Below are 14,595 nucleotides of genomic sequence, written 5' to 3'. Positions count from 1 at the left end.
CTTAAAAGTAAAGGCTATCAAAGCCGATCATTCAAGCGTGAACTTCTATTTTAAAATGCTGTTAAATATCGATTCGAAGCGTTGAATATTGTCGCGGTCGATGCGGTAACACATCTTCGGCGGAATCGACTCAGCCGTAATAAAACCTGAGGCTTTCAATATTCTTAAGTGCTCTGATACCGTTGATTGAGCTAAACCCAATTCACTCACCAGATCACTGTTCAAGCAGCCGCCCGATTTTTCTAACGTGGAAAGGATACTCAATATACGTATTCTTGCTGGGTGAGCGAGTGCTTTCGCCAGTGCGGCCATTTGCTTTTCTGCTTTAGCATCACCGTGTTCGATGGGCAGAGAACAGCCACCAGATGTCGAGCAAGTTGAGTTCATATTGACGTCTCACTTTCATTAATCGTTAAAAGACGATTAATGATAAGCCTATTTTAAATAGGGGTCAATGCTCACTGTCTATTTGAACGAACTCTAAGGTGGCGATTCAGGGACTATGGTTGAACTCTGCTTTGACTCAGCTACGCAAAATGGCGTGAACATCGATTAAACGCCATTTTGCTCGGTTATCCGCTAGTTAAGAACGGTATAGCCTCGGTTGATCATACAGTTACGATTCACTTGAAACTTCTGCTGCTCAGATAGCTCGGCGGATTGTCTTTTTTGAGCACCGTGCTTTAAAGCGCCGCTGATAATACCGATGCCAGCACCAATTTTTGCACCATCATGACCACTCCCGCCAGAGACGGCTCCACCAACCGCACCCAGCGCTGCACCCTTAGCGGTTGAACCGACAATATCGCTGCCAAGAGAATCGACCTCTTCAGGCTTCACTTGTTGAGCGTATTGCTCACATTCATACAGATCGGCGTGATACTGTGTTTCATCAACACCTTTAGTATCGACAATGATTTGATTAGCAAATACTGAACTTGATGCTACAAGCAATATCGCTGCGATTGGAGAGAATGGAAATTTCACAATATAGACCTCTAGAGTATTCATTGCATTGTTAAAGTGACGTGTAGTTCTCGATGAAATCAAGGCGACGATCGGTGTACTCACCAGAATCCAACATCTTAGATAACCCGCGAAGCGTGTTGTAAGGCTGAGAAACGGCCACCATGTTAATGAGCCAATACGGAATATCGCCACCTGGATCACTCAATACTCGATAAGAGATATGGGTGGTGTTTTCGTCGATTGGTGTCAGGATCCAACTCGCCTCTAATTCAGCCACTCTGATGATTTTTTTATTATTGTTTGGCAGGTAATCAGGCCTACCATGCTGATCAATGGTGACAACCATCGTCTCTGGATCTTGAGTGATGACGTTCTCTACGATAGCTTCACGATCGGCAACTGGCCAAGGTGCCTTGGTATAGGTTTTGGTGATCGTGTGCGCCGCACTAAAATGCTCTATTTCTTCCATGTCATCGATGTTTTCTACCCATTGCGTGCTAACAGAGGTATCGATAAAGAGTGCGATAATAGAAGTGAGGGACGCGTTGATGTCGCCTTCTGCTCGAAATTCTTTAAAGTGACTGCCTTCAATTTTACGGTTATAAACCTCGATGCCTTTTTTATCGCGTGCCAGTGACCAGCCATCGGTGTCTGATGCAAACACCGAAACTGAACAAGCAAGAAGAAGCAAAGTAATAATCTTATTCATCATGTTAATGAGCGCCCTTTCCAGCTGATTTTATTGGTTTTAGATAAGCGGTAACTGTTCAGCACGAGTAGGCTTTGAACACAAATACCGAAGGGTACGGTTAACGCAAATTTTGCGGGAACAAACAGTTCCTTAACCAAAATGAAGTAGGTGACGATCGACACCAAGAGCATCACAGAGCTGACAATGAGCGAATAAGCATGAATGGCAGACATGTCACTGATGAAGGCGTTCGCCGATACCAGCATCAAAAGCGGTCCCGCCCATGCGATGATGTTGGCTTTGATGAAGACTTTTAAAGCTTGTGCTTGCGATTGACAATTCACAATAAGATTCATGTTTTTGGAAAAGCCAGCCCAGATTGAGTTGAAGTCTGAATACATGTGCGTACTCATTAGTTTGTCTGCAAATGCCCAGAAAATCTTAAATCCATTGACCTTCATGACTTTTGCAAAGGCGATGTCTTCCGATATCGCGTTTGCTACTGCGGCGTGTCCACCGACTGCGTCGTAGGATTTTCGGGTAAACAACATCGCCTGACCGTTAGCAATCGCTTCTTCCTTAGTCATGTCGTTCGAGTTTTTAAAGTTCATATAAGATGCGATCGATAGAAAGATGCCCGGCAAGGTCGCTTTTTCTGCCACAGACGCAAAAGTTTGTTTTGGATTAAACGATAAGAGATCAGTTTTTTGTTGGATAGCAAAGTCGATAACGCTCTGTAGCATCGCGGGTGCTGAATCGGTATCTGCATCAATGAAATACACATATTCACCGCTCGCGTTGAGTGCGCCAGCCATACATGCATTGCTCTTACCAAGCCATCCGGTCGGTAACGTTCTACCTGAAATACAGCGCGCGTTAACGTCGAACTTACTGATCAATGCTTCTACTTTTGCACGGGTTGAGTCAGTAGAAAAGTCATCAACAACAATGACTTCAAACTTGTCTTTTGGGTAGCTCTGCTTCAATAGAGAGCCAAGGCTGATTTCAATATTGTCTTCTTCATTTCGCGCAGGAATAATGACGGAAACAGTCGGCCACTCAGTTCTTTTGAACGATATTTTAGGTTCAATGTGAATACGATGGCGCTCTAAGTTCGCAAGTGTGATTAGAAACTTGACGGTAACGATGCAAAGCAAGGTCGTAATAATAGCTAAAATCATAATGACTGTGGTCGGAATAAAGTGATGGAGAGACAGGAAAGAATATAGTGGAGTGTGACCTAACGCACATCTTGTATGTAGGACTTAACCCTTCAAACTGGAATGCGCTTCTGTTAGCGTTTGCCTTGGAAAGATGTGAAACAGTGACTGACAGGCGGTAAAATAAGCATTGTATTCACCAGCGACTCTAGCGATATAATCGAACCCAGAACCGTTACTCAAGATAACGAATGATCATAATCCAATAATAGGTACGCCCGACATGCCCCAACAAAACATCAAATTTATCGCGACTGATATGGATGGCACCTTACTCGATGAGCATGGAAAGCTCGACCCAGAGTTTTTCAATCTTTATGAGCGCTTAGAAGCGCAAGATATTATTTTTGCTGCCGCGTCTGGCCGCCAGTATTACAGCTTGCTAGAAACATTTTCCCCGCTTAAAGATCGCATGATGTTTATTGCTGAAAACGGCACATTAGTGATGCACAAAGGCCAAGAACTTTACAGCTGCTTGCTTGATACCGATGCCATTAAAGAGATCATTAAAGAAGCTCGAGCTATTGAAGGCGCGCATGTGGTGCTATGCGGTAAGAAATCGGCATACATCGAAACCAAAGATGAGCGTGCTCTGGCGGAGATCTCTAAGTACTACCATCGCCGTGAGCAAGTAGAAGACTTACTGGCGGTAGAAGACGATTTCATCAAGGTGGCTATCTGTCACTTCGACGGTTCACAAGAGAAAGTGAACCCAACTATTGATGCCAAATTCGGTGAGAACTACCAAGTGGTTGTAAGCGCAAAAATTTGGTTAGATGTGATGAACGCTGAAGCGTCAAAAGGTGCGGCGATTAAACATCTACAGAACGCATTAGGTTTCACTTACGAGCAGACCATGAGCTTTGGTGATTACCTAAATGACTTGGAAATGCTTAAAGAGAGCTACCACTCTTACGCGATGGAAAACGCGCATCCAAAGTTAAAAGAGATCGCGCGTTTTGGCGCGCCAAGTAACGTTGACGCGGGTGTGTTCCAAGTACTTGAGAAGTTGCTAGCGTAACGCTCTTAAGCTAGATTCGATTTTTATCAAAGCCAACTCGTGAAAATGAGTTGGCTTTTTTGTTGGCTGCTGTTGTGTTGAGTTAAATTTGAACGAGTGTTCAGCTTGTTGTAGTCTAACCAGAAAGATGGGTATTCACTTTGAATTGGATACGCCTTAGTAACGATATTTGGAATGATTATGAGCAAGAAACTTCAACTTGATATTATTTCTGACGTAATGTGCCCGTGGTGCGTAGTCGGTTACAAAAACTTAGAGCTAGCCGTTGCGGAACTTGGTTTAGAAGACCAGATTGAACTTGAATGGCAGCCGTTTGAGCTTAACCCTGACATGCCGCAAGAGGGCGAAAACCTGCGTGCCCATATCATGAGAAAATACGGTTCTAGCGCAGAAGAGAGCCAACGTTCACGAGAACAGCTTTCGGCTCGCGGCCAAGCGGTTGGTTTCGATTTCAATTTCTATGACAGTATGAGAATGGTCAATTCACGTCATCTACATGTACTTCTCGATTTTGCACTAGCGCACGGCAAACAGACTGAGTTAAAGCTACGCTTCTTTGCTGCTCACTTCACAGAGCAAAAAGACCTGTCCGATCTTGAAGTCATTGCACAAGAGCTTGAAGCGGTTGGCTTAGACTCAACGAAGGCACTGAAGCGCCTAAAGAACACCGACAACTTGAAGCAAATTGAAGCGCAAGAGTTTGAATGGCAACGCATGGGGATCTCTGCGGTTCCTACTGTGGTGTTCAACCGTAAGAGTGCAGTAACGGGCGCGCAGACGGTAGAAACCTACAAGCAGATTCTTCAAGAGCTTATTGCTGAATCATAAACGGATCATTGCTATCAATTAGAGTCTGAATTTCATGGAATCACTGTCACTCGCTCAAGTGCAAAAACTGGTATTGCTTTCGCAAAAGCTGCCGCCTAAGAAGTTGCCACCTAAAAAGCAACGCAATGGGGGCGCTTTGGCGAACACGTTGTCTGCGATTGAAAACCTTGGCTATGTGCAAATTGATACCATCTCTGTGATTCAGCGAGCTCACCACCACACGCTTTGGAATCGCAATCAAGATTACCAACTGAACCATCTTGATAAGCTGTTAGAGCGTCGAGAAGTATTTGAGTATTGGTCGCATGCCGCCGCGTATTTACCCATGCGTGACTTCCGATTCAGCCTACACCGCAAGAATGGCTTTGCGAGCGGTAAGCTCAAGCATTGGTATAAAAAGAATGACGCACTGATGGCTCATGTTCTCAAACGTATTGAGAATGAAGGGCCGTTGATGGCGAAAGATTTTGAAGGGGATAGGCCAAACCCCGGCGGTTGGGGCGGTAAACCGGCCAAGCAAGCATTAGAAACATTGTTCATGCAAGGCGACTTAATGGTGCCAAGCCGAGTTAACTTTCATAAGGTGTATGACCTAACCGAGCGAGTTTTACCGAGCGGAATTGATACCTCTGAGCCGACAGAACAAGAGTACATCGAGCATCTGATAACACGTTATTTAGAGGCTAACGGAGTTGGAATAGCGTCGGAAATGAGCTACCTACTCAAGAACACAAAGCCTTTGATTCAGAGAGCACTCCAACAGATGCTTGAAGATAAGCAGGTTCTGAAAGTAGATATTCAAGGCTCTGATTACTATGTCCTGCCAGGTGCTTTTGAACTGCTGAATCAACCTCTTTCCAGAACCAAGCTTAAGATACTGTCTCCGTTTGATAACCTGCTGATTCAACGAAAGCGAATGCAATCATTGTTCAACTTTGATTACCTCCTAGAATGCTATGTTCCAGAGGCCAAGCGTCAGTTTGGTTATTTTAGCTTACCGATTCTGTGGCAAGGTGAGCTGGTGGCACGAATGGATTGCAAGGTCGACAGGAAGAGTGGTTTGCTCAATATCCGTAACTTGGTTGTGGAAGAGCGAATTAAAAACCATGAGTTGTTGGTTCATGCTTTATGCGATGAACTAAAACACTTCATGGTGTTCAACCAATGTGATGAGATGATCGTCCATAACACCACGCCCTCTGATCTTGGCAAGCGCTTGATGAGCCAATGGCAAACAGTCTAGCGGTCTTTGTTGTTTAGAAAGCGCTTAGTTACTCAGCAAACGCAGCTAACAAGAACTCGACAAAGGTTCTGTTCTTCAACGACAGTTGCTTGGTTTTGTAGAGCAAGTGAATCGGCTTTGGTAACGGCGCCATGCCGGGTAGGATTTCCAACAGCGCTCCACGATCAATCTCTTCTGCGACTAAGATAGTCGGTTGCAACAACACGCCCACACCCTGCAGGGCGGCATACCGCAACACATCACCATTATTCGACATCAAGCGCACACGTTCTTTATTCGGTGTGGCGTGAGGAGCTTGGCTGCTGTAACTGAATCCAAGCGATGGGTGCTGCGCCAAGTCTTCCAATACTCTGATTTCAGCATGTTGGTTTAGGTAAGCGGGCGCCGCGCAGTAACACATCTCATAATCCCCTAAATACCTTGCGACCAAGCTTGAATCGGATAGGTCACCAATTCGCACAATCAGGTCAATGTCAGATGAATAAGGATCAACAAGGTCATTATTCAACATCAGCTCAACGTTAATGGTTGGGTGATGCGCGAGAAACTTAGCTACGATAGGGGCGAGTACCTTGTTTCCATAGGTGACAGGGCAGTTTATTTTTACCGTGCCTTGTGGTTGATTTTCCAAGGTTTGAATCAGGTTCTCTGCATTGCTGATGTCTTCGAGAATTCGCTTACACTCACGATAGTAAAGCTGTCCTGAATCGGTTAACGATTGCTTACGCGTGGTGCGGTGGATCAGCTGAGAGTTCAGACTGGTTTCTAATGAATGGACATGCTTACTGATCATGGTCGCCGACAGGTTGAAGTGGTTTGCGGCGCTGCGAAAGCTACCTTGTTCCACCACATAGACGAAGACTTTCATGCTGGTTAACTTATCCATTGAACATTCTTGGTTGATAAACAATAAACAAAACGTGAGTTTATCAATTATTAGGGGTTAATTATATTAATGGCAAACCGATAATTAACTAAAATAAGAGCGTGCAATGCCTCAAACGAATGAAACTATCTTTGTTACTGCCGAACTTAAGATCAAAACCAACATAGAACGAGCAGCTGCGCTCGAAGCTATCGAACAGTTTTGTTTAGACATGCAAAGCGAACCGGGCTGCCTACAAGCAATTGCAACCTATGATCAAAGCCAAAGCGATCTTGCTAGAGCAATACGTTAACCGTGAAGCGATCAATCAGCACTTTGGAATGCCTCATACTCAAGCGTTTATTGAGCGTGATATAACGGAATTAGTACAAGCATTTGAAACTCATAAGAAGGAGATCTAAGCCATGAAATGGGGAATCCTAGGAACCAGCTTTATCTCAGGCGTAATGGCGGATGCGATTAAAGGCGATGCTCAAAGCGAGCTATATGCTGTCGCTGGTCGTACTGAAAAAACACTTAACGAGTTTGCAGCCCAATACCAACCAACACGAACCTTCAACAGCTATGAAGCTCTGATTGAAGATGAGTCAGTCGACATTATCTACATCGCTCTACCAAATCACGTTCACCACGAATACGTGATTAAAGCGGCTCAAAAAGGCAAAGCGATCCTGTGTGAAAAATCGTTATCGGTTGATATGGAAAAAACCGAGCAAGCTCTGCGAGCGGTAAAAGCATCTGGCGTGTTCTTCGCAGAAGGTTTGATGTATCTAAATCACCCGCTTATCGCTAAGCTTCATCAAGAATTAGCGACAGGTGAGATTGGCGAAGTGCGCTCAATTCAGGGTTCATACGTTGCGGCGATTGACCAGTTCGTTAACCCTGCGAGCAAAGGCGCGTTGTACAACTTAGGTTGTTACCCAATGTCACTGATTCACTCTGTCGCGCAACACCAGTTTGGTGAGAGTGTGTTTGATGACGTGCAGATTTCAGCCATTGGCCGACGTGGTCAAGATGGTAACATCTGCGAGTCATCGGCGATGATGCGCTTCAACGACCACTTCACAGCGCAAATCCATACTGCAGAAGACCACGGTTTAAAGCATGGCTTTACGATTTTAGGCAGTAAAGGCTGTATCATTCTCGACACCAACCCATGGTTACCGACCGAAGACAACACATTCACGGTTGAGATCTACGAAACATCGACACGTGAAGTAAAAGTCGAAGCGCAAGGCGATGGCTTCCATTATCAAGCGCGCAATATCCGCCAAGCGGTTGAGCAAGGTGATACACAACTTGCTGCGCCAATGGCAACCCACCAAGACTCTCGCGTAATCATGAAGTTATTAACTGATTGGGAACAAGCGGCGAGCTAATGTTTTAGTAAATTCTATACTCGTCTCATGTTTGATCGCCTCGTAAGCTATCAAACATGAGGCGTTTCCTCTATATCTTCCAGTCGACTCTCCCCAATAAATACTTTGCATTTGAAACCGCCACAGTGTCCAATATCAGGTAGTACGAAACTGACCGAAAAACCTTATTTTTTAAGGTGTTAAATAGGACCTTTGCCGCATGCGTAAATCAGATAAGAAAATCGAGAATCAAATCAGAGACGTGTTAACTGACGTTTGTGAAGACACGCTGAAAGGCTTCGATGGTTTTTTATGGGTGACTCACTCGGTCAACTTCTCATCTTTTCCGCAAAGTTTGAAAATTGTCTGTGTATTCGATACCAATCAGGATAGAACGAACTTCTTAAGTGGCGAAGGTCAACAGAGTGTCTCAGGGGCTATTCAACAAGCGTTCAATCAAGTTGGAATTCAACTGAAGAATATCGATAAGCATGTTAGCTACGATACGCAAGAAAATTGCGATCGCGACCATCAAGGGAAGTGGAACAAGAGGCTTTAAGGAGCGTTGTCATCGTTCTTGTTTAGACAGCCTATCCAAATTGAGTTTCAATAGTGTGGCGCTCAAACTGAGATTCGATACAGCAAATCCAAGTCCTATTCTGAGTTCTAGGCTCTGATAACTTCTCATCTTCCAAACCGTATTATTCTCATTTTGAGAAAATCTGAGCTGATTTCTCGTTAGCCGGAGATACTTGGTTTCCAAATAAAATTAAAATCACAAAAACTTATATTTTCCTTAATGCATTGATTTTGAATCGGCATTTGCTCGTTTTACTTGCCACCGATGAAACAAGACAGACGAGCACTTGAACAATAGAGCCATGTAGTCGATACTTTTTTCGTATTTTGATTCCTAAATTGACACGTAAGTTGGCTGACTTTTCGTTTTGTGATTTAAGGCATGACAGTATCGATTAGGAAATTTGAATCATGAAAACCTACATTTCTGGGCTGCTCGCACTCATACCGTCATGTTTAATCGCTGGTTACGCTTTTGCTGTTGGTACAGCGGTTGTGCTGCCAGGGCAACATGAAGTTGGTGTTGATCTTTTGGGCTCCCCACTATCTACGAATGCCGTCATTGATTGGGAAATTTCCAACAGTGATATTGTGTTCGGAGCTTATGCCGACAAAGCCGACAATGAGCGGGCCACGACAATTGGTTATATGTACAACCAAGTCATGGCGATGAACTCGGGTTGGTTGGAGAACGATCTCCGTAACCAAGCTGAGTTAGAAGGCCTCAATTTCGAAGACTATTTCCTGCATTTTTCTGAAGATACTGTCATTGCCGAAGTTGATAAAACTCATGGCGAAAAGACCCTTTTAAACCGAAAACCTATGATCTTGGGTTATACAGCCAGTGAAGACCATGCTGGTTTTTGGTTGTATCAAGAGCCTCCGTGGGATGCCGATGTGTTTGAGAATTTCGAACAGGGTGGGGCTTTGTATGTCTATCATGCTGAACAGTTCGAACGGCTGACCTTTAAGTTCTCACAGTTTGCTGGCAGCGGTGAATTTTGGATTGAATACCCAACTGCTATTGATTCTCAGGGTAGGGTTTCACAATGGGAAAGGCTTGATGTAAAGAAAGACAAAACGCTCAATATGACCAAAAACCAATCGGTGATCTGGAACCTTCCGGATAACTGGTTAAGAGCTACAACTCATGATGGGAGCGGTGCGAGTTATGGCGGCGGCCAGTATTTTGGTTCAACCTTTTTGAGAGATGGTGGGCGCTTATACGTTGTGAGAGTTCGTTGGCAAAGTGAGAATGCCGACGACAGGCCGCGTTTAAAAGAAGTAAAACTCAAAAACAGTTTTCCAACCGTCAAGTTAACCGATGCTCCGACTTCAACCCCGGACGGCAATGCTATCAGCCAATGGCGAAAAATCCGTGGTTTTGATGTGTCTGCAGACCTAGATGGTGATAACTACTTGTCGCCAAGCGAGTATCGAAATCGAACCAATAAGAACGCGACAGCACGTTTTCGTTGGGAATCAAGAGTGGTGCCATTTGGTCGAATGTGGAGCGCTAACTCATCTTGGTCGCTAACGAACGTCGCAAACGCGGATTATCTATCTGCTATTCATCGCTACTACAAGCAAAGCTGGGCAAGACAAGGTTTGAATGGTGCGTACAACGACGACACAAATAAACTCATTGGCTCGAACCAGTTCTATGTTCACTCTGGCGGGCATGTTCAAGAGTTAGGAGCTGTTGCGGGTTCGAATCAAGCGGATGATCTCTACAAGCAACAATTTTCAGCGTTTCTCAAAAATCTTTCTGCTTTAGAAAGTGATGCGTCGATTGGGTTGAATATCGGAACCGCGAACTTACTGGGTCGAAATGGACAGTCTCATCTTAGCGAGGCGGGCTCTCTGTATTTACGCGAGCACTACATTTTTCCGTCTACTGGGTTTAGTGGTTACTCGGGGATCTCAAAATTCTGGGATAATTCTGCGCTCGCCTACAATGGGCAAAGTGTTATTTTTCAGGCGACAACGCGTTATGGGCGAGTTCAGTATCTTGGAAATAGTGAAGATAATTGGAAGCAAGACCAATACTCGACCCTAGCGATCTACCACCTCAATCGACACGCTCAACATAGCTACTTTAATCAGTGGAACAATGGTTACGTCTATGGAAGTGGCAATACGACGGCTGACACTTTCTGGCAAAGTGGTGTCCCTAAAAACATCGCCTACCAACCCAGTTCGTTATTGGCCGTTGACTTGGGAGAGCCGAGTCATCAAATCCCACATGGCTTTGCGCCGATTCCTTTGATGCTTTCGACAACGACACCTCAGCCTGCTGACTACACCATCGTTGGCGATTCCTCGATGAACGAAATGGTGCATGCTGATCTGCCCAATGGTATCACTCACGTTCTACCGACGTTCACGTACTTTATGTATCAATCTGAAAATCAGGTGGTTGCTGGTGGCCCTGAGGACATGGTGTTAGCGAGAGAGTTCAGCAATGGTCGTGTGTTGTATCGCACGGATTTCCACGGTAAGAATCCGAGCTTTTATGACGCGGCAAAACTCACCATCGCGCTGGATGTTCCAATGAAACCTGTTGATGCTAACGGTAACGTTGGTGACTATGTGAGTGAAATAGAAATTGGCGGTTATGAAGGGCTGTTCTTACTTTATTAGAACTAATGCGAGTGAGCACTCTCGAACCAGAGCAGACTAGAGCTTAGGTTCGGGATATGAGCTTATTCTTTTTACACTGCTTAAATTCTTTGGCGATCCACGATTGCTCGTTTAAACCATTGTCGATTAGAGCAAAAAGGTAGCCATCGACTTTGCCTGAAGCCGCAGGATATTCTTGAAAAGCGTGCTTAGGGTAGCCGGGGTAATCCATCTCGTATTGAGCGTCTAACTGCTTACCGAGTTGACGCCATTTTACGAATAACTCAGAAGAAGATGTCTCAACCTTATATTGGCCCAAAATGCGTTGGTGATGGGTTAACGCCACTTTAGCGCAGTGATTGGTCTGTACGACTTTTTGTATCAACTCAACTTGTTCTTCACTCATGGTTTTCGCCAGTACATTCTCTTGTTCGATACGCGCCATTCGCTCACCAAACGTTTCAGCATGGATGGGAAACACAAAAGTAAGCGGTAAAGCCAATACCAAAAGACGCTTGTAGAACATAACCAAACTCGTTAGAAGGATTCGCGGCTATTATGCCGCCCGCCGCCAATATTATTAATGAATATAAACGCTTAATTGTAAGAATTATTTTTGTCGAGTAGATAAACAGATGATTTTGGAGTAGTGGTATTCAGGCTCTGAATGTTTGGTTATTTTACGAAGCGACACCGATAACAGAATCAACCCAATATCTAACCATCTTGATTATAAATGTTGGATATCAATCGAGTGGTAGGAAAAACCGATTGCTTTAGCGGCGTTCAACAAAGCTTGTTGAGTCTTGAATACCCTGGGTTGCATTTTTCTGTCGGATTCAAGAAAGCTGTTTACTCCCCACTTATGACTTTTGACCATTAAGTAATAACCATTAGCTCCAGGGGACACGACACCAATTGCTGCTTTCAGGTCGCCACGACTGAAATGTTTTTTGAACTCACGTAATACCATATCAACATCCTTATTCGATGATAAAAAAGGGAGCGCATTGCTCCCTAGTTAGTGCTTTTCTTAATGTTTACAAGAATGCGCGGTATGGCAGTTCTGGGTCATTTGTGAAGATGTCTGCAAAGCCACGGAAGTGCTGGTAGTGCATGCGGCCTTTATCTGTTGGGTATGTGTATTTACCACCAACTTGCCAGAAGAAAGGTGCGAAGCCGTATTGAAGACGTTCTTTCTTCATGTTCCACAGCATTTCGATTTCACGCGGGTCATTTTGGAAGTTAGCCCAAATGTCGTGGTGGAACGGAACAACTACTTCACAGTTCAAAGACTCAGCAGCACGAAGAATGTCTGAAGATGTCATTTTGTCTGTTACGCCACGTGGGTTCTCACCGTAAGAAAGCAGTGCAACGTCGATCTTGTGGTCATTACCGTGTTTAGCATAGTAGTTTGAGTAGTGAGAATCACCAGAGTGGTAAACTGAACCGCCTGTTGTTTCTACTAGGTAGTTCACTGCACGGTCGTCCATTCCGTCTAGAATTTCTTTGTCTAGGGAAGATGTTCCTTCAGGAAGTGTCACTAGAGCTGTACGGTCGAATGCGTCAAGAACCTTGATGTTCACGTCTTTGATTTTGATCTCGTCGCCAACTTTAGCAATAACACACCGATCTTCTGGCACACCCCATTTCATCCATAAATCAACACACGCTTTAGGGCCAATGAATTTAACGTGGTCGCCGCAGTTTTGTAGAACTGCCGCTGCAACGTTGATATCAATGTGGTCGCCGTGGTCATGAGATGCCATAACTGCATCGATCTCTTTGATAGCGAAAGGGTCCAATGGGAAGATCGCGGTACGTAGGTTTGGTTGAAGTGCTTCCACACCGCCCATACGCATCATTTGGTGCTGGTTTTTCATTTTTTGAACGGCTTGTGTTTTTTTACCAGTACCACACCAGAAGTCCATTGATAGGTTTGCACCTTCTTCTGATTTTAGCCAAATACCTGTACAACCCAGCCACCACATAGAAAAGGTACCCGGTTGCACAACTGTTTGTTCAATCTCTTCATTTAACCATGTGCCCCACTCAGGGAATGTATTTAGGATCCAAGACTCGCGAGTGATTTCGTTTACATTGCTCATGATAATACCTTTTATTTCAATAATTTGATTAATTTTGGATGTAGGGAGCCGAGCGCCTTAATTTGGATTAAGGCACTGAGCTAAATTTATTATTATTGGTGGGCTAGTTAGCCCTGCGATTTAAACTAGGATGACTTGCGTCCCTTGAGCTTCAATCAGTTTTACGACTTCGGGATTGGCGTCTTTACCGGTGATGACGATGTCTATTTGCTTGGTGCTGCAAAAGAGCATTCCGGTACGTTGTCCAACTTTTGAGCTATCGACCACGACGACAAGCTTATCGACCTGTTCGAGCATTTGTTGTTCGGCTACGGCCGTTAACATGTCGGCTTTGTACAGCCCGGCATCGGTTAAGCCTTTACCTGAGGTGAACATCCAGTTTCCCGCATAGCCGCCTAATGAATTAGGGGCAGGGTTTAGAAAGATGTTCTGCGCTTTGTTGTATTGACCACCAATGATGATGACATCGTCATGATCTTCGTTGATCAAGTAGCTTGCGAGTGGAAAGTAGTTCGTTACGATTTGAACGTCATCGCCACATAATTGCTGACCGAGTAGGAAAGCCGTCGAACCACAGTTGATCACGACTGTATCGCCAGCCTGACAAAGCCCTGCAGCTGCTTGAGCAATCTCTGATTTCTCTTCATAGAACTCAGTGCTGTTGATATTCAGTGGTGACCACTTTCTCTTCTGAGTTTCTACTCGTTCCGCACCATTTCGAATTTTTCTAAGTCGGCCAACTTCATCTAACTTAGCGATATCGCGCCTAGCAGTAGCAGGAGAAACGCTAAATTTATCAATAATATGAGAGACGTTGATTGTCTGCATATCTTCTAACAGCGACAAGATGCCGTTATGTCTTTGTACTTCATTCATATTTATCACTCTTTTTGTCGTTGTGACAATTTAATGATTACTTTTGATTTGTTTTGATTCTAATAATCACCATCATGATTGTCAAACCACATCGCTATAAAAACCAGACATTAATCACAATGTTTTATAAGTGGTTGATTTTATTGTATTTATAATTTTCACGTGTGATCTAAAGCTCAATTAAGCACATTCTG

General features: G+C 44.4%; 15 protein-coding genes and 1 pseudogene. 7 read left to right on the top strand and 9 right to left on the bottom strand.

Annotation, left to right across the window (positions count from 1 at the left end):
* Positions 1-45: 45 nt before the first annotated feature.
* From A136_RS20300 to A136_RS20285, 4 genes are all read right to left on the bottom strand, one after another.
* A complete protein-coding gene (locus A136_RS20300) occupies positions 46-387 on the bottom strand; it encodes an ArsR/SmtB family transcription factor (protein WP_017064015.1) in 342 nt (113 codons plus the stop codon).
* A 192-nt stretch (positions 388-579) separates the two neighbouring features.
* Positions 580-987, bottom strand: a complete 408-nt coding sequence (locus A136_RS20295) for a glycine zipper family protein (protein WP_029235181.1) — start codon at positions 985-987, stop codon at positions 580-582.
* Positions 988-1,018: 31 nt separating this feature from the next.
* Positions 1,019-1,681, bottom strand: coding sequence for an START domain-containing protein (locus tag A136_RS20290; RefSeq protein WP_017064014.1), 663 nt, complete (start codon positions 1,679-1,681; stop codon positions 1,019-1,021).
* Positions 1,678-2,841, bottom strand: a complete 1,164-nt coding sequence (locus A136_RS20285) for a glycosyltransferase (RefSeq protein ID WP_017064013.1) — start codon at positions 2,839-2,841, stop codon at positions 1,678-1,680. The genes A136_RS20290 and A136_RS20285 overlap by 4 nt, the downstream gene beginning before the upstream one ends.
* A 262-nt stretch (positions 2,842-3,103) precedes the next feature.
* On the opposite strand from A136_RS20285, the gene A136_RS20280 reads away from it, so the two are divergent.
* The 3 genes from A136_RS20280 (at position 3,104) to A136_RS20270 (ending at position 5,972) form a co-directional block, all read left to right on the top strand.
* A complete protein-coding gene (locus A136_RS20280) occupies positions 3,104-3,901 on the top strand; it encodes a Cof-type HAD-IIB family hydrolase (protein ID WP_017064012.1) in 798 nt (265 codons plus the stop codon).
* 180 nt (positions 3,902-4,081) lie between these two features.
* Positions 4,082-4,729, top strand: coding sequence for a DsbA family oxidoreductase (locus A136_RS20275; RefSeq protein ID WP_017060931.1), 648 nt, complete (start codon positions 4,082-4,084; stop codon positions 4,727-4,729).
* A 34-nt stretch (positions 4,730-4,763) separates the two neighbouring features.
* On the top strand, positions 4,764-5,972 hold the full coding sequence (locus A136_RS20270; RefSeq protein ID WP_017064011.1) for a winged helix-turn-helix domain-containing protein: 1,209 nt from the start codon (positions 4,764-4,766) through the stop codon (positions 5,970-5,972).
* Positions 5,973-6,000: 28 nt separating this feature from the next.
* Here A136_RS20270 and A136_RS20265 read toward each other — a convergent pair whose 3' ends face one another.
* Positions 6,001-6,858: a LysR substrate-binding domain-containing protein gene (locus tag A136_RS20265; protein WP_017064010.1), complete on the bottom strand. Its 858-nt coding sequence runs from the start codon at positions 6,856-6,858 to the stop codon at positions 6,001-6,003.
* A gap of 106 nt (positions 6,859-6,964) precedes the next feature.
* On the opposite strand from A136_RS20265, the pseudogene A136_RS20260 reads away from it, so the two are divergent.
* The 4 genes and pseudogenes from A136_RS20260 to A136_RS20245 all read left to right on the top strand — a co-directional run bounded on the left by A136_RS20260 (position 6,965) and on the right by A136_RS20245 (position 11,438).
* Positions 6,965-7,259 (top strand): annotated as a pseudogene (locus A136_RS20260) (putative quinol monooxygenase).
* A 3-nt stretch (positions 7,260-7,262) separates the two neighbouring features.
* Positions 7,263-8,237 (top strand): Gfo/Idh/MocA family protein, encoded by a 975-nt coding sequence (locus A136_RS20255; RefSeq protein WP_017064009.1) that lies wholly within the window; start codon positions 7,263-7,265, stop codon positions 8,235-8,237.
* A 199-nt stretch (positions 8,238-8,436) separates the two neighbouring features.
* Positions 8,437-8,775 carry a hypothetical protein gene (locus A136_RS20250; RefSeq protein ID WP_017060926.1) on the top strand — a complete coding sequence of 113 codons (339 nt, stop codon included), beginning with the start codon at positions 8,437-8,439 and terminating at the stop codon, positions 8,773-8,775.
* Between the two features lie 431 nt (positions 8,776-9,206).
* Entirely contained in the window at positions 9,207-11,438 is a 2,232-nt protein-coding gene (locus A136_RS20245) for a hypothetical protein (protein WP_017064008.1), read from the top strand.
* Between the two features lie 43 nt (positions 11,439-11,481).
* Here A136_RS20245 and A136_RS20240 read toward each other — a convergent pair whose 3' ends face one another.
* The 4 genes from A136_RS20240 to ulaR form a co-directional block, all read right to left on the bottom strand.
* On the bottom strand, positions 11,482-11,943 hold the full coding sequence (locus A136_RS20240; RefSeq protein WP_017064007.1) for a hypothetical protein: 462 nt from the start codon (positions 11,941-11,943) through the stop codon (positions 11,482-11,484).
* Between the two features lie 204 nt (positions 11,944-12,147).
* On the bottom strand, positions 12,148-12,390 hold the full coding sequence (locus A136_RS20235) for a hypothetical protein (RefSeq protein WP_017064006.1): 243 nt from the start codon (positions 12,388-12,390) through the stop codon (positions 12,148-12,150).
* A 67-nt stretch (positions 12,391-12,457) separates the two neighbouring features.
* Positions 12,458-13,525 (bottom strand): L-ascorbate 6-phosphate lactonase, encoded by a 1,068-nt coding sequence (ulaG, locus tag A136_RS20230; RefSeq protein ID WP_017060922.1) that lies wholly within the window; start codon positions 13,523-13,525, stop codon positions 12,458-12,460.
* 120 nt (positions 13,526-13,645) lie between these two features.
* Entirely contained in the window at positions 13,646-14,401 is a 756-nt protein-coding gene (gene ulaR, locus A136_RS20225; protein WP_017064005.1) for an HTH-type transcriptional regulator UlaR, read from the bottom strand.
* Positions 14,402-14,595: the final 194 nt, after the last annotated feature.

The organism is Vibrio crassostreae 9ZC13 (assembly GCF_000272045.2).
GTDB lineage: Bacteria > Pseudomonadota > Gammaproteobacteria > Enterobacterales > Vibrionaceae > Vibrio > Vibrio crassostreae_C.
Note: the sequence above shows the minus strand (reverse complement) of the source record. Positions and strands in the feature narration are given on the sequence as shown.

Excerpts from the sequence above, each read along its gene's own strand:
- A136_RS20300 (WP_017064015.1), bottom strand. The coding sequence starts at position 387 with ATGAACTCAACTTGCTCGACATCTGGTGGCTGTTCTCTGCCCATCGAA.
- A136_RS20290 (WP_017064014.1), bottom strand. The coding sequence starts at position 1,681 with ATGATGAATAAGATTATTACTTTGCTTCTTCTTGCTTGTTCAGTTTCG.
- A136_RS20285 (WP_017064013.1), bottom strand. The coding sequence starts at position 2,841 with ATGATTTTAGCTATTATTACGACCTTGCTTTGCATCGTTACCGTCAAG.
- A136_RS20280 (WP_017064012.1), top strand. The coding sequence starts at position 3,104 with ATGCCCCAACAAAACATCAAATTTATCGCGACTGATATGGATGGCACC.
- A136_RS20275 (WP_017060931.1), top strand. The coding sequence starts at position 4,082 with ATGAGCAAGAAACTTCAACTTGATATTATTTCTGACGTAATGTGCCCG.
- A136_RS20270 (WP_017064011.1), top strand. The coding sequence starts at position 4,764 with ATGGAATCACTGTCACTCGCTCAAGTGCAAAAACTGGTATTGCTTTCG.
- A136_RS20265 (WP_017064010.1), bottom strand. The coding sequence starts at position 6,858 with ATGGATAAGTTAACCAGCATGAAAGTCTTCGTCTATGTGGTGGAACAA.
- A136_RS20255 (WP_017064009.1), top strand. The coding sequence starts at position 7,263 with ATGAAATGGGGAATCCTAGGAACCAGCTTTATCTCAGGCGTAATGGCG.
- A136_RS20250 (WP_017060926.1), top strand. The coding sequence starts at position 8,437 with ATGCGTAAATCAGATAAGAAAATCGAGAATCAAATCAGAGACGTGTTA.
- A136_RS20245 (WP_017064008.1), top strand. The coding sequence starts at position 9,207 with ATGAAAACCTACATTTCTGGGCTGCTCGCACTCATACCGTCATGTTTA.
- A136_RS20240 (WP_017064007.1), bottom strand. The coding sequence starts at position 11,943 with ATGTTCTACAAGCGTCTTTTGGTATTGGCTTTACCGCTTACTTTTGTG.
- A136_RS20235 (WP_017064006.1), bottom strand. The coding sequence starts at position 12,390 with ATGGTATTACGTGAGTTCAAAAAACATTTCAGTCGTGGCGACCTGAAA.
- ulaG (WP_017060922.1), bottom strand. The coding sequence starts at position 13,525 with ATGAGCAATGTAAACGAAATCACTCGCGAGTCTTGGATCCTAAATACA.
- ulaR (WP_017064005.1), bottom strand. The coding sequence starts at position 14,401 with ATGAATGAAGTACAAAGACATAACGGCATCTTGTCGCTGTTAGAAGAT.